Annotated in this window: 16 protein-coding genes; all 16 read right to left on the minus strand. The window is 43.5% G+C overall.

Features of this window, described 5'->3' with window-relative positions; translation table 11 throughout:
* Positions 1–149: 149 nt before the first annotated feature.
* Entirely contained in the window at positions 150–629 is a 480-nt protein-coding gene (locus CIK92_RS03790) for a DUF4411 family protein (protein WP_094388227.1), read from the minus strand.
* Between the two features lie 4 nt (positions 630–633).
* Positions 634–1,755: an ImmA/IrrE family metallo-endopeptidase gene (locus CIK92_RS03795; RefSeq protein ID WP_094388228.1), complete on the minus strand. Its 1,122-nt coding sequence runs from the start codon at positions 1,753–1,755 to the stop codon at positions 634–636.
* Between the two features lie 1,040 nt (positions 1,756–2,795).
* Complete coding sequence (locus CIK92_RS03805) at positions 2,796–3,356, minus strand: WbuC family cupin fold metalloprotein (RefSeq protein WP_094388242.1); 561 nt, start codon at positions 3,354–3,356, stop codon at positions 2,796–2,798.
* A gap of 146 nt (positions 3,357–3,502) precedes the next feature.
* Complete coding sequence (locus CIK92_RS03810; protein WP_094388230.1) at positions 3,503–4,783, minus strand: DegT/DnrJ/EryC1/StrS aminotransferase family protein; 1,281 nt, start codon at positions 4,781–4,783, stop codon at positions 3,503–3,505.
* A 433-nt stretch (positions 4,784–5,216) separates the two neighbouring features.
* Positions 5,217–7,085: a hypothetical protein gene (locus tag CIK92_RS03815; protein WP_094388231.1), complete on the minus strand. Its 1,869-nt coding sequence runs from the start codon at positions 7,083–7,085 to the stop codon at positions 5,217–5,219.
* 238 nt (positions 7,086–7,323) lie between these two features.
* Positions 7,324–7,977, minus strand: a complete 654-nt coding sequence (locus tag CIK92_RS03820; protein WP_094388232.1) for a sugar transferase — start codon at positions 7,975–7,977, stop codon at positions 7,324–7,326.
* A gap of 19 nt (positions 7,978–7,996) precedes the next feature.
* Positions 7,997–8,314: a hypothetical protein gene (locus tag CIK92_RS13325; RefSeq protein ID WP_144289323.1), complete on the minus strand. Its 318-nt coding sequence runs from the start codon at positions 8,312–8,314 to the stop codon at positions 7,997–7,999.
* 309 nt (positions 8,315–8,623) lie between these two features.
* Positions 8,624–8,965 (minus strand): hypothetical protein, encoded by a 342-nt coding sequence (locus CIK92_RS03830; protein WP_144289324.1) that lies wholly within the window; start codon positions 8,963–8,965, stop codon positions 8,624–8,626.
* Between the two features lie 115 nt (positions 8,966–9,080).
* A complete protein-coding gene (locus CIK92_RS03835) occupies positions 9,081–10,232 on the minus strand; it encodes a nucleotidyltransferase family protein (RefSeq protein ID WP_094388235.1) in 1,152 nt (383 codons plus the stop codon).
* 3 nt (positions 10,233–10,235) lie between these two features.
* On the minus strand, positions 10,236–11,060 hold the full coding sequence (locus tag CIK92_RS03840) for a glycosyltransferase (protein ID WP_094388236.1): 825 nt from the start codon (positions 11,058–11,060) through the stop codon (positions 10,236–10,238).
* A 389-nt stretch (positions 11,061–11,449) separates the two neighbouring features.
* Entirely contained in the window at positions 11,450–12,358 is a 909-nt protein-coding gene (locus CIK92_RS03845) for a phosphorylcholine transferase LicD (RefSeq protein ID WP_094388237.1), read from the minus strand.
* A 1-nt stretch (position 12,359) separates the two neighbouring features.
* The gene (locus CIK92_RS03850) at positions 12,360–13,385 is read right to left on the minus strand and encodes an NAD-dependent epimerase/dehydratase family protein (protein WP_094388238.1); all 1,026 of its coding nucleotides are present in this window, start codon (positions 13,383–13,385) and stop codon (positions 12,360–12,362) included.
* Positions 13,386–13,387: 2 nt separating this feature from the next.
* Complete coding sequence (locus tag CIK92_RS03855) at positions 13,388–14,095, minus strand: 2-C-methyl-D-erythritol 4-phosphate cytidylyltransferase (protein ID WP_094388239.1); 708 nt, start codon at positions 14,093–14,095, stop codon at positions 13,388–13,390.
* Positions 14,096–14,125: 30 nt separating this feature from the next.
* On the minus strand, positions 14,126–15,382 hold the full coding sequence (locus tag CIK92_RS03860; protein WP_094388240.1) for a pyridoxal phosphate-dependent aminotransferase: 1,257 nt from the start codon (positions 15,380–15,382) through the stop codon (positions 14,126–14,128).
* Positions 15,383–15,742: 360 nt separating this feature from the next.
* On the minus strand, positions 15,743–16,303 hold the full coding sequence (locus CIK92_RS03865; RefSeq protein ID WP_094388241.1) for a hypothetical protein: 561 nt from the start codon (positions 16,301–16,303) through the stop codon (positions 15,743–15,745).
* 5 nt (positions 16,304–16,308) lie between these two features.
* The coding region (locus CIK92_RS13680) for a hypothetical protein (protein WP_216822217.1) at positions 16,309–16,645 on the minus strand (337 nt) is incomplete at its 5' end.

Below are 16,645 nucleotides of genomic sequence, written 5' to 3' on the forward strand. Positions count from 1 at the left end.
CCGATCGCCATATCCAACTCTATATTGACAGTATTGGTAAATCTGTAAAGATTGAAGAGAGCCCACATCTCTTATGCACAGAAACGATTCGAGCGTTATAAATTGTGTTTTAAGCACTTATAACGCTCGAATCCATTTTATGCAGATTATCATATCACGACTCCCATACCGCGCAGCACCGCGTTCAAATCACAATAATTGGCGCCAACCGCTTCACAGGCATCTGGAATCAAGACACGGGCTTTGCTGTTTGGGTTTGATTTCTCATACGTTACCAGTGTCATATTCTTCGCAGCAGCAGTAGCTACCAAATAGGCATCGGCAACAGTAGCAAACACATTTCTGGCGGTCTGAGTGAATGACTTTGTACCAGCCCATGTCTGGACCTCTCCATACATACGCATGATGTCGCCATCAAGCCCGACAAAGCACGTCTTTGGTGCAGAGTTTTTCAGCCACTCTGTCAGCTCGTCATTACCCCGCTCTATTTCCTCCTTAACCTTGGTACTGATAAACAACTCGCCGCTGTTTACCATATCGGTCATTCGCTGCCAGAACGTAGGCCACAGATTCATTGGCATCTCATTCTTCGAACGTATAAATATATTACTGTCTATCAGATATGCCATGACCTTATATATTATTATTCATAAAATGTTCAAATGTTCCTCCGTGCAATCCCGTCAATCTAAAAGCATCAGTATAGCTCAACACACGACTGTTTACAGCGTTTCTCACATGGATAGCAAAAGCCCTTCCCACACGTTTTACGCTGGTCAAATAGAAACTTCCGCCACTACCAGATGTTTTCTTGTTAATGGGACGATTGGAGTATTCATGCCAGAACTGGTTATAGTCCTCATCGCTGAGCAGATTCAGGTCATGCCCTCTTCGTGCAATGACGAGTTCGCTTACTTTGAAGCGTCTTGACATCCATTTGATCTCGCCATTCCACAATTCTCGCAACACGTTCTCGGGCACCAGGAATTCGGCAGCAACCATATCACAATATTTCTCGACATGGTTTTGCATGGCAATACTTTCTCCAGCGTGGCCAGCACTAATACCAAGCATGATATGGGCTGTCTCATGTATCAATGTGAACATCTGGGCCGACTTGCTGTCTGCACTATTTACAAAAATATATGGGGCTGTATCATTGACAAGAGCGAAACCTCTGCACTCTTCAACTTTAAGAACTCTATGAGTATTGTTGCCAACAACGCCATTGAATGCAACGAAGATACCTATTTCTTCAAGGTGTTCCGTCAACACATTTACTGCCGTTTCAACATTGGCAAGGCTGAATGCCCATTCGCACTCAAGGCCCAAAGCGGTACGCAGCTTACGGACTGCCTCAGCAAAAGGAGTAGCGGGCGTAATGGTTCCAACTATCTGACAAGTGTCCATCACATTGTCTTGCAAATACTCCTCCAGCCAGTCCTGGCGACTCTGAATGTTCATAACCGTATCATAGACATTCAAATCGAAATTATTGTCTATACCAGCGCTGCCACGGAACATCGGGAATGGAACGGTCTCTACTGGTTTTTGCTGCAAGAACAGGAAACCCATAGGCACAAAGAACTTGGCAGCGAACTTCTCAAGCTGGCGAAGTGTTGGCAATTGTTCTCCAGACAGCCACGACTCCAACATAGGAAAAGCCGCAACAGCTTCCGCTTCATTGTAGCCTGCGCGGACAAACGCCCATCTGAACGTTTCCGCCTTGATATTATCCAATCTTACGACTGCCATACAATAATCATGATTTCCAATAGAGACAACACAATTGCCTTAATATGCAAAATTACGCTTTTTCTTCTACTCTTCCAATATTTTTCACAAGAAAAATAATAGATTGCACTATTTTGTTGCTCAGACAACATATGACGCCATTACACCAAACTTGATTTCAAACTCAGAAACGAGCATTTCTAAGCACGAAATCACCAATTCCGACCACGCAATCACCAAATCAAGCAGCCAAACCAGTCCAAAGTCCATCTCCCACCATTTTATCCTAAAGACAATCACAAGTTTTCTATTCACGTTAACAGACAGCTCCACCTTACGTATCCAAAGGCAATTCTAAACCGAAGGTCACTGCGCATAGCGGAAATCTAATGGAGTTGCGTTTTCCCAGTCCTACCGTTTTCCCAGCCCAGAGTTTATGCCATTGCGAATCTCCATCCTTCCTATGAGTAGAGATTATATGAGTCAATACGCACCCGAAGGCAACTCTGTAGGAGTTGCGATTAGCCGAAAGCGTTACCATCAATCTTCCGGAATGGAGGCTATTGCTATTTACCGCCACAGCCGGACTTTTTAATCGGCCATGGGCCGCTTTTCCTACCATGGTGCCTGCGTCATTCAGCCTCAAGGTTGAGGCCATGCAAATCCCTATCCTTGCTATGAGTAGAGATTATACGAGTTGGTACGCACCCAGAGGCAACTCTGTAGGAGTTGCGATTTCCCAGCCCAGGGTTGAGGTGCGCAGCGCCTCTACTCTGGGTATCATCCCCCACCCTCTTAGCAACTCTACAGGAGTTGCGATTAGCCGAAGGCGTTACCATCAATCTTCCGAAATGGAGGTTGTATTTCCCATATAAAATTCGTATAATGTCACTATCAACCCACTCATTCCCTGACAAACGCTGAAGGCGGATGCCCAAGACTCATCATCTTGCGCATCCGCCTTCTGCATAGTATCGCTGCAGCATTTCGCCTATAGCCACATATCCCCTATGCGGACTGCTATAACAGCATCTCCACCGCAGACAAAGAACCGAAACGGCCTACGACATCTCCTCCATCACCCGTCTAATATCCTCCACGGGCACATTCAGCACGCGGGCGATATGCTCAGGTGACACATCCACAGCACCCTGCAGTCGTTCCATGCCGATAAGATATTCTACGTTCTTCTTCAGGTCGCCAAGGCTGTTGGAGAAAGCCGTTTTGTCCTTCACCCCACTCCACACCTCACTACCATCGACGCCATATCCACCGTCTTTGGCTTCAAAGATGACCGACGGCTCCAGCACCTCCACCGTATGCCAAGCACCCTTCGGCACCACACATCCAAACTTACCGGCCTGAGGGTCAAGGCTGATGCGCTCCACCTCGCGCCCACCATCATCACAGATGACCTCCACCAACTTGCCACACAACACCATCACCGTCTCCGTGCTCTGCGGATGGCGATGAATAGGCACGTCGGTGCCTGGCAGCAAGGCATAAAGCAGCCGCTGACTATTATCCGCAAGAGAGGTACGCAAGTCATGGCTATGGCGCAGACGCGGACTGGCCTTGGCCATGTCGACGAGATGGCTCAACAAGTCTTTGTCTATCTCCATGTTCTTCAATCGTTGGGCAATCTGTTCGCTCGCCGCGGAATCAGAAGAAACCTGCAGAAAGCGAAGATGGCCCAAACTAACTTTTTCATTATTCTTCAAAAGGGCGACGAAAGCATCGCCGCCCACCTTATTATAATATACACACCTTAGCCAACGATAGCCTCCTTGATGCACTCCACGATGTAACGCACATCGTCGTCGGTGACATAAGGGCCAGCGGGCAGGCAGAATCCCACCTTGAAGAGTTCCTCCTCCACACCATTTGTATATACAGGCGCATCGGCATAGACAGGCTGCTTGTGCATAGGCTTCCATACAGGACGGCACTCCACCTTCTTGGCGAGCATGAATACACGCAGCGCCTCTACATTCTCATTGGGTTGGCAGTCGGTCACAGCCGAATCGACGGCATGGATAACACCGGCAGCGCCACCTACGGCAGTCTTGATGACCTCTTTGTAGGCATTCTCCTGTCCTTGTATCTTCACATCTGCATCCATAGTTGCAGCGCAAAGCCAGAAGTTGGCATCATAGCGTTTGTCGGCAGGCTGCTTGTGGATATGTACACCCTTTACATCCTTGAGCAGTTCCTCATAGAGTGATTGCACATGTTTATGATGGGCAATATGGTCATTGAGGACAGTCATCTGCCCACGACCGATACCGGCACACACGTTAGACATACGATAGTTGTAACCGATAGCCGTGTGCTGATAATAGGGGTAAGCGTCACGGGCTTGGGTAGCATACCACATCACCTCGTTGGCATCCTCTGCGTTACGGCAGATAAGCGCGCCACCACCCGAAGTGGTAATCATCTTGTTACCATTGAATGACAGGATACCATACTTGCCAAACGTACCGAGCACCTGACCATTGAAACGAGAGCCCATACCCTCGGCTGCATCCTCTACCACTGGAATACCATACTTGTCGGCAATAGCCATAATCTCGTCGATATGGTAAGGCATACCATACAGAGCCACCGGCACAATAGCCTTCGGATATTTACCAGTTTTCTCCTTACGGTCGAGGATAGCTTTCTCCAACAACACAGGATCCATGTTCCATGTCTCGTCCTCAGAACCTACGAATACAGGCTTGGCACCAAGATATGTAATCGGATGACTCGAAGCACAGAATGTGAAACTCTGCACCAATACTTCATCACCAGCCTTCACGCCACAGCCAATCAAAGCCAAGTGTACTGCCGCTGTACCAGCCGACAGACAAACCACCTTGCGGTCAAGCGGCTCTGTACCATCACTCTTACTGTTGGCAAACGCCTCCAAGTCCTTTTCGAAGGCATTCACATTCGGTCCCATCGGTACCACCCAGTTGGTATCAAAAGCCTCCTTTACATATTTTTGTTCTAAACCAGCCTCACTCATGTGGGCAAGGCACAAGTAAATAGTTTTCCTTTCCATAATAGAAATTAATTAAAGTTTTTCTACTGATTATTATATTGTTGAACGTTTCAAACAAAAGATTATCGCACTATTAAAGAGTCCTTGCGCTTTGCGTATTGCGCTATTTCATGCATATGCAATAATTCCCTCCAAAACTGTTAATGGAGAGATATTACTATGAGTACAAAGCATTACGATGATATAGATAAGAATCTACGGAAGAATACCAAAGAGGACTATTCTGCAAGAAGATTATAACTGTAGACAAATAATGCCAGGATGCAATGCGGACGCATTAGAACGCAAGAAAAAATAGTAAAAGGCTGACATTTGCAAGAGCTTATAGAACAAATAACCTATTAGTAAAACGTCTGTCTATGAAACTCTACATGAAAAATACCACTTATATATCACTAACAAGATAAGGTGACAGATGGATATGATAAACACGCTAATGATTATCCTTGGCATTGACGCCATACTCCTGACTCAGTTCTGCCAGATCATCCATCACAAACGTTTTAGAATACTTCGGTAGTCGATAATGACGTTTGACCTCGAAATTTAGTTCATTAGGAAAACCGAAGCCTACACGATAGTAAGCATCAAAGATCTCCCCCATTTCGGGAGTAGTAATGACCGTAGAGTCAACATCAGCAAACTTCTTGAACTGGTCTCTATCACAAAGATAAAGGCCAGCAAGCTCCAATTCATCAAAACATTTTACATGTTCCTGATAACGCTCTCTATAATCAAGATATTCGACAAAACGATGTGGAGCAACTCCTTTCCACAACCGTTTCATCAGAATTAAGAATGTTTCCAAATCATCGATACCTATTGACAATGGGTAAAGGTCGTCAGGTTCCTTGTTGAGCAACTTAGACAAATCCGTTTGAATAGGCCCATAGTTGTAATCTGTCACCACCACAGACCACACATCACCTATCTCTTGGGGCGCGACATGACACAACAATTTGCCAATGTGCTTTGCATCATATAGATCAACAGCGTTGCCACTACAGAGAGCATCTTCTATACGTTTACATTGGTCATAGCCGTACTGGACTGCCTTAGCAAAATCTGTTTTTATGCGATCATAGCCCCGCTCTGCATCCCTGAAGGGGGCACGGAAACCACAATTTTTGCATTCCACAACAATCCAGGTGGTGCCAAACTTGATCAACAAATCATTCTCGCATACTCTATCTATCGTATAACTCGAATAAAAACGCGTTTTGCTCGGAAAGAATCGCTGGAAGACGTCCAACACCTTGGCCTCAAACGCCTCACCTTTCCTTTCATTATATTTGCTTACCTTCCTTTGCAATTCTGACGACAGCCGATAATACAACGCTTCTATAAGAAATTTAGTGATGGGGCAAATATATCTATCACCCACTTTGAACAGCGGCATCTCTTCCGAGAGACGCTTATCGGCATAATATACAGTCCCTGCATCTATCGCCCGCCGAGGGTCATAAAGAAGAAAATTAATTATATGTTGCAGACAACCTCGGTCAATGTCTACACTTTCCACTTCTTCCCTGTCGTGCATACATATCTCTCCTGGATTAATCAGAAGGAAATCAAACGCACCTTTCAATTCAGGCTGATTTGCCCAATCCCTGGGATCAATTCCTCGATCAATGTATCCAGATACAAGTTTAGTCCATTCTTCGGGATGCTGACTATAATAGTGATACTTGCTTCCTTTATATATCGTTTCTGTATATTTCCTGTTGTTCAGATCACGAACATGCAGCACAAACTTTACGGCATCATCAACTCCAAATCCAAATTGATTTCGTATCACATCGTCATAAGGTTTGCAGCTACGCATCAACCTATCAAGCGTCTGTTCCTCATAGCACAACTTGCCATTGCTGAAATAGAAAAGGAACGAAGACAGTTGGACTTCGAGTTTCTCGTCTCTCTCATCATGAAAGACATCTCCGCCATTCGGAAGCCCTACAGTTTTGAAATAAGCCATTTCCATCTCATCCAGCAACTGCGAGATTACATCCCATTTGGCTTCGGTTATATCCTCTACCCCATCTCTGTCCGCAATAGAATAATAGACATCTATCAGATAGAGTGCCTGTTTCATGGGAGACTCCACATTTATATATAGTTCGGAAGACTTTCGGCAATCAAGTTCCACAATCAATCTCATCGCATGCGTAAGCAGAGAGAGTTCATTTATTGTGGCCAATTCACTCTTCAGGTCATCAATAATTTCCTCTTGCGAACGATTGTTCTTTCTCAACCTCTCCATCTTCTCAAGAGCTCTTTCAAAGTCAAAGCTATTTGTGCGCATAGATATATAAGATTAATATATAATACCTCTTGCTGCCATCGTATTACCACAAAACCAAGAGGAGCTAATTCCCAACAAATATACTACTATTCCAACTATCCACAAAGCAATCATCCACATTTCTTTTTGTGAACCCAAATAATAGTAATGGGCAGACATTTTGGCTATGTCTGGCTATTCTTCTTAGACGCCAGCGTCGTTGCAGTTATGCGACAAAATGATTATGACAAGAAAACATTTACACTTCCTCACCAGCAAACTTTACCTTAAAACCGAGCACTGTAGCAAATATCATTTCTATGTCCTTCCAGAACGAGTAGTGACGATAATAGTAACAGTTTAGGCGTACTTTATCAGGATAGATTACGTTATCGTTATACTCCGTAGCAATCTCCTGCATCGGGCGTTTGTCACCTTCTGCCTGACACTTAGCCACGTATTCCGAAATCATTTCATCTTCCAATCTATACTTCAACGTGGCTGGACCGGTAATACCGGGGCGCAGCTTCAGCACATCCCTGTCATCGCCCTGCAACTTATCTGCATAACCCGGCACATCTGGACGCGGACCTACAAACGACATATTGCCTATCAATACATCCCACAGCTCTGGCAGTTCATCAATCTTATAATGACGCAATTTAGCTCCAAACGGAGTGATGCGACTATCACCCGCCACCGAAACCGTAGAGCCGTTATGCTTCACCGTCATCGTACGGAACTTATGGCAGTTAAACAGCTTACCGCCTTTTCCCACACGCTTCTGCACAAAGAACGCAGGTCCACCTGGCATCTTAATTTTCACCATTATCGCCACAATCAGCAATACAGGCCACAGGAAACATAGTCCCACGAAAGCGACCACACGGTCAAAAATCCATTTAAGTATCATATGATTATTATTTAATTTTCTATACTACAGCATATAATCCTTCGCGTATATGCCGTCTTGCTAAACCTTCATACTTATTTATATCTCGTTGCTCCGAACACCGATAGAAAGAACGAATCTCGAATCCCATTTTATCTTTCAAATTAGGGATTACTCCATATTTTATCCAAAGAATATATTTCATGCCATCCATTTCAAATAACAAGTATTCTGTACTCTTAGTAATAATTCCATGATTGGCATAATCATTAATCAACTCTAACAATGATTTTGGAAGTTCAAATACATCGACATAAGGAATGGGCTCATTAAGTGTACCTCCAATGCCTTTATTCATAAGTGGCACATAGTGTCTTGAAAGAACATGGCTATAGGTATATACATCAGCATAGAAGTCATGACCGCCTATAGATTTTAGTTCACATCTATCCTTAATCTCATCAAAATAACATTTGACCTTGTAATAGATGTGATAAAATGTGGTGTCGATATAATTGCATCTCTTTATGAAAGTAGGCTTGGAGATTTGTTTATCATCAAAGAGAAACTTCAATTCCTTCAACTTCTCATTTCGCATTGGAGCAATAATACCAGTATACAAATCATCGGGTTTATCCAGTCTTACCCTCCATTTTGCTAAAAGTTTCTAATATACAGCCATATATTGTGCCTGCCTCTTCTTGCTTATTATGCCGTCATAGTCTGACGTTTTCTTTGCGAAATCGATACTATCATTACCACTTGCATATATCAGAATAATCTTTTCAAAAAGGTATTCTTCTGCATCAGGTATTTTAAGCAGATCAAATCCATATCGACCATTTTCATCCTTTACGATTTGAAGATATTCGTAAAAGAAGTCCTTATCATGCCATTTTAATTTATTGAAGTGTTTTTTGTCATGAAAGTACTTATGTAAGTATCTTTGCATTGCAACATGATGGTCAACAAAACCTTTCGTCTTTAAATCACGTCTTGTGTATAGCATATTGTTATTCAACCTGAGTTAGAGTCAGATTTCTCCACCCAGCGTTTATTCTTTTGTAGCCAAAACAGATATGCACAAAACTGCCTTACCGCCTTAGCGATTGATTTTACTTTATTCATACAAACAACTCCTTATGTTTCATTTTCCAGATGCGTTTCCAGAAGAAATGCCTAGCAAGCCAGATGGGCGAGAAAAGCACCTCCAGCGGATAATGAGTCAGCAGATGCAGGTTCTTGCTCTGTTGAGCCCAGAACACCGACAGATGCCAACGCACAGAACCATGCTCACCCTTCTTCGCTTTCTGCTCCTTTGCCATGACACGATCCAGCAGAAAACGTCCTTCATCAGCATCCGCCTCACATATCATCCATTCTTCAGGCATTCCGAACACCTCTCGCAGCAGCCACATCGTAGCCCTTGCAAAACTGCCCATACCCATGCGTTGCATCCAGCGATAAGCCTCCTGCACATCTGCACTTTTCTCATGCGCTTGTTTCAGCACAAAGTAATAGTCCAGATATTGCTTCAATGTCATTTCCTCGGCAAACAGATGCACAAAGATGTGCTGCAAGATGAATACCAGATTAAACTCCAGTGACGGCACATTCACCATGCCATCACCCAGCGCAACAGCATTCGTCCAGCAAGCCTTCTCACGGGTGAAATGCTCCACTCGTTTCATGTACCAAGGCACACGCGAGATCGAAGGTCTGTAATGCACCTCAACCGATGTCCCTTCTAATACATCCAGATGAACATGTTTGTAGTCAAAATCCAACTCTCGCTGATATTTCTTCACCCAACGCAACGCACCCTCTTCGTCCGTATCTACCCATACATCGATGTCGCCCGACTGGCGAAGCATGGAGAGATCAGAAGAGTTTTGATTGTTATCGTTATCGTTTTCGTGCACTCGATAGAGTGCCCCTACTCCTTGCCCCTTCAGCACGCACGACCGGAATCCATCCGCAGCGAGTTGCCCTTGCAGTTCCACACACTGCCGGCTCACAACCTCGTTTCGTTGCTGTATCTTAGCAGCCATGCCCATCCACGTGAGATAGGTCATTTCCGGAGGATCCTGCCGTTGTGTCTGTAGCTTCTGTACTCCAGCAAAGCAAACACCTATCAGCGACTGCTTCTTGGCAAGTTCATAAAGTGCCTTCCATTCCTGCTCGTTCGGTGTATGCGGCAAGCAAACCTGCCTGCCTAACGCCATACGCAGCAGCTGATAAAACAGATTTTCTATATTCCCTTTTTGCAACTCCATCTTTTAACTTCTTGCAAATTTCTGGAACACCCAACCTCTCAGCCAGTTCGGCATAGCTACCTGTACGGCAAAGCGGATGGCAGTATTATACATATATTTTGGGAAACCAATCAATCCATGTTTCCACATATATTTCTGCAACTTGGCCTCGCTCTTAAAGTACTTCATGCCACCTCTGCGCTGATACATTTCTTCGCCCACGCGCACATCCACAAAGTTCTCCTGCACGTTGTAGAACTTATGTCCAGCCAATGCCAAACGGATCCACAGGTAGTAATCCTCCTCGCAGTACCAGTCGATGAATCCACCAACTTCCTGCACCTTCGTTTTTTTGTACATTACCGTAACAAGGTTCAGCGGACAACGGCTCTTCAAGTAGTCCTTAATGTCCTCATCCTTCTCAGGCACAATTCGGCTACCAACCACGTTCGTAGTCTCATGAATAAACTCATTGATATTACCACCAACGACCGTAGCCTCAGGATGCTTTTCAAAAGCCTTCAACTGCATCTCGAAACGGTTAGGCACAGCCACATCGTCCGCATCCATGATAGCTACCAGTTCGTTGGTTGCAGCCTCCAGTCCACCCTGACGAGCAGCAGCATGACCACGGTTCACCTCGAAAGGCACCACCTTCATCACCGGTATCTCGTTCTGCAGCTCTTTCACCACAGCCTCCAGTTCAGCCGGAATAGGTCCATCCTCCACCAGCACAATCTCCGAAGGACGCACCGTCTGCTTGTCATAGATACTATGCACCGCAGTCTTAAAATCTTGTGGGTTGTCGTTCTTATACACCGACATCGCCACCGTAAAATTTGTATTCATATTGATATGATTTAAGAGCGTACTAGGAAACGTCTATTTTGACGATTTTCCGTTTTGTTACTAACTGATCATCAATAGTAAAATTTCGTAAAAATGACTTTTTCAAGTGGACTCATTTATTATTATTTCGTTCAAAATATATGATAAACAGCTGAGCCCTGAGTGACTTGCACCCAGAGCCTTACCTGCAATAGTTTTGTTAAAAATTTTCGATTTATTCGGTAGCAGATTCGTCTTTCGATGTCACCTCAACGGTGGTGTCACCATGACTAATTCTTATAGGTTTATTAATACCTGATATTTCTTAGCTGTCATATTATTATTCTTTTTTGCAGCAGGCAACGAATCCGATCCGCAGCATCGCGCCTAATGCCTGCTTGTTCTTACATTCAGTCTTTCGGCAACTCGAACTCACAGATGAAGTGACGCTCGCGCTTCTCTACTGGCGGTAGTTCCATATAGTTGCGATAGAGGTTCTTCAGGTAGCGGTCAGTATCATGGGGCAGATTTACTTCAAGACCTTCGAATGTTCCCTTTGTTACAGGAACATAAACATCCTTGTCGAAGATCTCTCCGCAATAGTACTTACGTCCAGTTGGAATTCCCCAAGGATTACCTTCTTTTGAGCAAGCGACAAACTTGTCAAACCAATATACCCATTTGGCATGACTTGCAAAAGAGAAGATGTGACCCAGCATAACTTTACGTTTATATCTCTTAAGCAGCTCTGGATCCATAGACATGAACTCCTTTACCTGCTGGCTTGGATATTGCGTCAATAGTCTGCACATTGCAATGTATTGCAGAACATTAGCAATAAATCCCTTCAATTTCTGCATTGATGGTGACTTTGGTGTGGCATCAAGAGCAAACACATCCAAATAAATTCCTTTGGGGAAAGGACTATTTGTATTGTGAATCTCAACATCCTTGGATTTTTTTCTGAACACCTTTAAGAATACAATATTTGCATCAGTCTTTGAATTCGGATAGGTAAACTCGTATTTTGGTCCCAATTCTCCTTTCTCAAGTAATTGGATCAATGTATCATAATCCTTTCTTGGCATCATGATATCTAAATCATCATCCCAAGGAATGAATCCCTGATGTCTAACGGCTCCGAGGCAAGTTCCACCTGACATCATGTAGGTGAGTCCATGTTTGTTGCAAAGGGCTGCCACATCCTTATATATGTCAAGTATAGCACTCTTCAATGCCTTTGATTCTTCGGTTGTCAACTCACGCAGGTAATGTGTCTTGTGCGACAGTTCACTCATTATTTGGCTTTCAGATTTCATACTATTTGAGTATCTCAACAGTTCGACTTACAGCATCATTCATTGAGTATTTTGGCTCAAATCCGATGCTCTTTAATTTGCTATTATCAAGAATTGCTTGCATTGCAATGCTGAATCCTTTCTGTTCGGTTTCCGAAGGCAAGTCAAAGACTACATCCTTACCATTACATTCTGCACACATCTGAGCAAAGTCCTTCAGATGAACATCACACTTCTCATTCGAGATATTGTATGCAACACCATTCTCGCCATTGATCATGACGTGGAGCATTGCGGCTACTGCATCACTTACGTATGTATATGAAAAATACTGCTCGCCTTTAGATTTCAGTACGATGTCCTCACCTGCAATAGCTTTCTTGATGAACTGCGAGCTTGCCTTACTATCAGATTCCAGCATTGTAGGCCCGAATACACGACTAAGGCGAACGATTTTCACATTCACTCCACGTTCTGCAATATACGACTGGCACATAGCCTCACTTACACGCTTTGATTCTGTATAGCAAGCACGAGAAGTTGCCAAATTAAGTTTGCCTGTATAATCCTCTGTGAATACATCCTGACCAATAGCATTGCCATAGACTTCTACTGTTGACATGTAGAGAACAGTTGCTCCACAACGCTCTGCCAACTGAAGGGCATGTTCTGCACCCTTAATGTTGATCATGATGGTCTCGATTGGGTACTGAGAGTATGCCAACGGATGTGTATTACTTGCACCTGGGATAATGTAATCCACCTTCAGGTCTTCAGCGAAAGGTTCACAAACGTCCTGCTGAATAAACTCAAAATTTGGATTGGCATAATACTCACCAAGTCGAACTGCAGCCTTATCCTTAGAACGACCAACGGCATATACCTTCATATCTCCCATGAGCATTAGTGCGTCAATGAGGTTTACACCAAGTAGTCCTGTAGCACCTGTTATGAGTATGCTCTTCCCACGAAGAGACTCAATGCCTTTCGTGGAAAGTATGTAATTTAAATCCTCCTGATAAAGAGGATGTTTCTTATTTAATGCCATATTTATTTTCCTTTAGACAGATAACCCTTAAACATTTCGAGATCGTCCTTGGTGGTAAGTTTGATGTTCTTGTCAGAACCAGCAGCAAAGTGCAGACGAACGCCCAACTCCACCATCATGGTGTTGGTGTAGTGCGAGCCATAAATACCAATCTCCTTCTCGAATGCCTCATGATACTTGCTGTCAAGCAAATCGAATTTATATGCCTGAGGGGTAGAAACTCGTCTCAAAGTCTCACGAGGGATGAACTGTGTTGTAGTGTTCTCATCATCCTTGCTAACAACGAAAATCTGCTCATTGTAAGGAAGAGATGTAACGGCATTGCCAAACTCCTGAGCCTTCATGATAACATCAGTCAAGACCTCAGCATCAACCAAAGGGCGGATACCATCATGAACGATGATAACATCATCAGGCGAGCACTTGCCTTCCAGGTTATAGACACCATTACGAATTGACTCCTGTCCTGAAGCACCACCTTTGACAATCCACTTGAGTTTGGTGATGTTGTACTGCTTGGCGTATGACCACACTACATTCTCCCATCCTTCGATACATACCACCTCGATGGCATCTACCATTGGGTGCTTTTCGAAACCCTCAAGCGTGTACATGAGGATGGGCTTGTCATACACGTTGATAAACTGTTTTGGGATGCTTTGTCCCATTCTGTTGCCGACTCCACCGGCAATGATAATAGCAGTTGTCATATATATTACGAAAATATTAATAATCACTATTTATAACACTTTATACACCTCAAGTGCCTTTTCCAGTATCATCAACGCCCTTTGTATGTCCTCCTTACAAAGCACATACGCGAGTCGTACCTGATTGACACCTGATCCAGGAGTGGTATAAAAACCACTGGCAGGAGCCATCATGATGGTCTCGCCAGTAACTGGCAAGCCCTTGGTTCCAGAAGGTTTCAAGGTTCCAGTCTTCTCGTCCTTGTATCTGAAATCACTCAAACACCAAGCACAGAACTTCTCGGCATCATCTACTGGCAACTTTGCTACAGTGTAGAACGCTCCCATCGGTATTGGCGTGTAACAACCGGGAATGCGGTTCACGCCATCGATGAGCGTCTTCCTGCGCTCCAGATATTCCTCATACACCTCACGTGAATAGGCTTCTGTTCCTTCAATGGACGCTTCCGCTACTATCTGACCGATCAAAGGAGGTGACAATCGCGCCTGACAGAACTTCATCACGGTCTTGCGAACAGCCTCATTCTTCGTAATCAAAGCACCAATGCGGATGCCACACTCGGAGTAGCGCTTGCTGACAGAATCAATCAAGATTACGTTCTGCTCAATTCCCTCCAAGTGCATTGCCGAAATGTAAGGCGAACCCGTATAGATGAACTCACGATACACTTCATCAGAAAAGAGATACAGATTATACTTCTTCACCAAATCGCGAATCTGGTTCATCTCCTTTTGGGTATAGAGGTAGCCAGTCGGATTGTTCGGGTTGCAAATCAAAATCGCCTTAGTGCGTTCATTGATCAGTTCCTCAAACTTCTCCACTTTGGGCAGACAAAATCCTTCCTCAATGGTAGTCGTAACCGTTCGGATGACTGCACCAGCCGAAATGGCAAAGCTCATGTAGTTGGCGTAAGCTGGTTCGGGTACGATGATTTCATCCCCTGGGTTCAAGCAGCTCAAAAAGGCGAAGAGACCCGCCTCCGAACCGCCACAAGTGACAATAATGTCATCCGCCTGAAGCTTTATTTGGTAACGTTCATAGTAGTTCACTAGCGCATTGCGCAAAGAGCGATAGCCTTGCGATGGTGAATACTCCAATGTGGAACGATCAACGTTCTTTAATGCGTCCAATGCTTTCGGAGGAGTAGGAAGATCTGGCTGGCCGATATTCAGGCGGTATATCTTCACGCCTTCGTCCTCTGCCTTATAAGCGAGTGGTGCTAGTTTGCGAATTGGTGACTCTGGCATTTCAGCACCACGAGACGATATAGTTAGTTCGGTATTCATACATTAATATTTCTTCACCATATGGGTTTCATTATTATCAATTTCTATCCCCAATTATCATCAAGATTGAAGTAGATGCTATTTGAAAGTGCGAGCTATCTCTTCTTGTTTTAAGACGCAATATACATTATAGAGCATTGCGTTATTACCTCGAATTTTATTCAGTACATTTCTAAAAGGATATAAAATTTTAACCACTAAGCCCATATATTTATTGTACTGTATATTCAATTTGCAATATGCGTATCTAAAACCAAGATTGTGAACAAGATACTCTTGGAATTTAGTTTGATGCTTAATATTACGGGCGCCATCACTTACATATAGATAATTCTTCTCGTTTATGTAAAATTCTACTATTTAAAAAACAAGTGCCGCATTTACATCTTTATTCAAATGTTCAGGCATAACTTTTAATGCTGTTAAATGAGCCATCTCATCTCCACGATGACATGTACTATAACCTATAATGCCATTAGATTCCGCATCGAAAACTGCGAACCAATCGGCATGGGCTACATCGAAGCCTTTAGAAAAGGTCTCATACGTTTCAATTGAACCTCTATATTCAGGAGGATAATCTTTCATGCTCTCAACAAGAACATTGTATAAACCCTCTCCATATTGATGAGGATCCACACGCTCAACTCTGCAAAATTTCAAACCTCTTTTTACTCGGTAGCGTTGTTTAGAGTTTAGATTCTCTAATGAGATTTTTTCGTCGCGAATACAATACCACCATTGAGTTACTTCAGGTACATCGAATTCAGAAACCCAACGTGCGAATAAACACCCACGTTTGTTCATCTCGATTTTTATCTCATTTTCTGAGTATTTAAGCAAATCGTGTGGCTGACCATATGGCATCAAGCATTTCTGGCTTACCCAAAAACGCTCGTTTTTTTTATTTGCTTTTATCATATATTTTAAATTCTTTGTTTATAACTTATTATACCCTTATAATATGCTTTTAAGATACTTAAGAATTTCATATTTGTATCTTCGCGTTTACTAAATCTATATGCACTACGAATTGCTAGTAAAAATGCTAATTTAGGAAATATTACAGCTAGCACCATACCTGCAACTGTGAAATACTTTTCGTTATGACCTTGAAACCAAGATGACTCTGTTTGATCTATACCAGCTATCGTTACAGGAGAAAGGTATAACTGTATTCTGTTTGATATAATATCCTGAAGAAAGATGGAATCTTCACCACAATAATTTGTGGTTCCCGTTCCAAAGTATTCGTTGAAATAT

It is taken from the genome of Prevotella sp. P4-67 (assembly GCF_002251325.1).
GTDB lineage: Bacteria > Bacteroidota > Bacteroidia > Bacteroidales > Bacteroidaceae > Prevotella.

What these genes read in the sequence shown, in the direction of transcription:
- CIK92_RS03790 (WP_094388227.1), bottom strand. Translation starts at nt 629, where the DNA reads ATGGCATATCTGATAGACAGTAATATATTTATACGTTCGAAGAATGAG.
- CIK92_RS03795 (WP_094388228.1), bottom strand. Translation starts at nt 1,755, where the DNA reads ATGGCAGTCGTAAGATTGGATAATATCAAGGCGGAAACGTTCAGATGG.
- CIK92_RS03805 (WP_094388242.1), bottom strand. Translation starts at nt 3,356, where the DNA reads ATGGAGATAGACAAAGACTTGTTGAGCCATCTCGTCGACATGGCCAAG.
- CIK92_RS03810 (WP_094388230.1), bottom strand. Translation starts at nt 4,783, where the DNA reads ATGGAAAGGAAAACTATTTACTTGTGCCTTGCCCACATGAGTGAGGCT.
- CIK92_RS03815 (WP_094388231.1), bottom strand. Translation starts at nt 7,085, where the DNA reads ATGCGCACAAATAGCTTTGACTTTGAAAGAGCTCTTGAGAAGATGGAG.
- CIK92_RS03820 (WP_094388232.1), bottom strand. Translation starts at nt 7,977, where the DNA reads ATGATACTTAAATGGATTTTTGACCGTGTGGTCGCTTTCGTGGGACTA.
- CIK92_RS13325 (WP_144289323.1), bottom strand. Translation starts at nt 8,314, where the DNA reads ATGAATAAAGGCATTGGAGGTACACTTAATGAGCCCATTCCTTATGTC.
- CIK92_RS03830 (WP_144289324.1), bottom strand. Translation starts at nt 8,965, where the DNA reads ATGCTATACACAAGACGTGATTTAAAGACGAAAGGTTTTGTTGACCAT.
- CIK92_RS03835 (WP_094388235.1), bottom strand. Translation starts at nt 10,232, where the DNA reads ATGGAGTTGCAAAAAGGGAATATAGAAAATCTGTTTTATCAGCTGCTG.
- CIK92_RS03840 (WP_094388236.1), bottom strand. Translation starts at nt 11,060, where the DNA reads ATGAATACAAATTTTACGGTGGCGATGTCGGTGTATAAGAACGACAAC.
- CIK92_RS03845 (WP_094388237.1), bottom strand. Translation starts at nt 12,358, where the DNA reads ATGAAATCTGAAAGCCAAATAATGAGTGAACTGTCGCACAAGACACAT.
- CIK92_RS03850 (WP_094388238.1), bottom strand. Translation starts at nt 13,385, where the DNA reads ATGGCATTAAATAAGAAACATCCTCTTTATCAGGAGGATTTAAATTAC.
- CIK92_RS03855 (WP_094388239.1), bottom strand. Translation starts at nt 14,095, where the DNA reads ATGACAACTGCTATTATCATTGCCGGTGGAGTCGGCAACAGAATGGGA.
- CIK92_RS03860 (WP_094388240.1), bottom strand. Translation starts at nt 15,382, where the DNA reads ATGAATACCGAACTAACTATATCGTCTCGTGGTGCTGAAATGCCAGAG.
- CIK92_RS03865 (WP_094388241.1), bottom strand. Translation starts at nt 16,303, where the DNA reads ATGATAAAAGCAAATAAAAAAAACGAGCGTTTTTGGGTAAGCCAGAAA.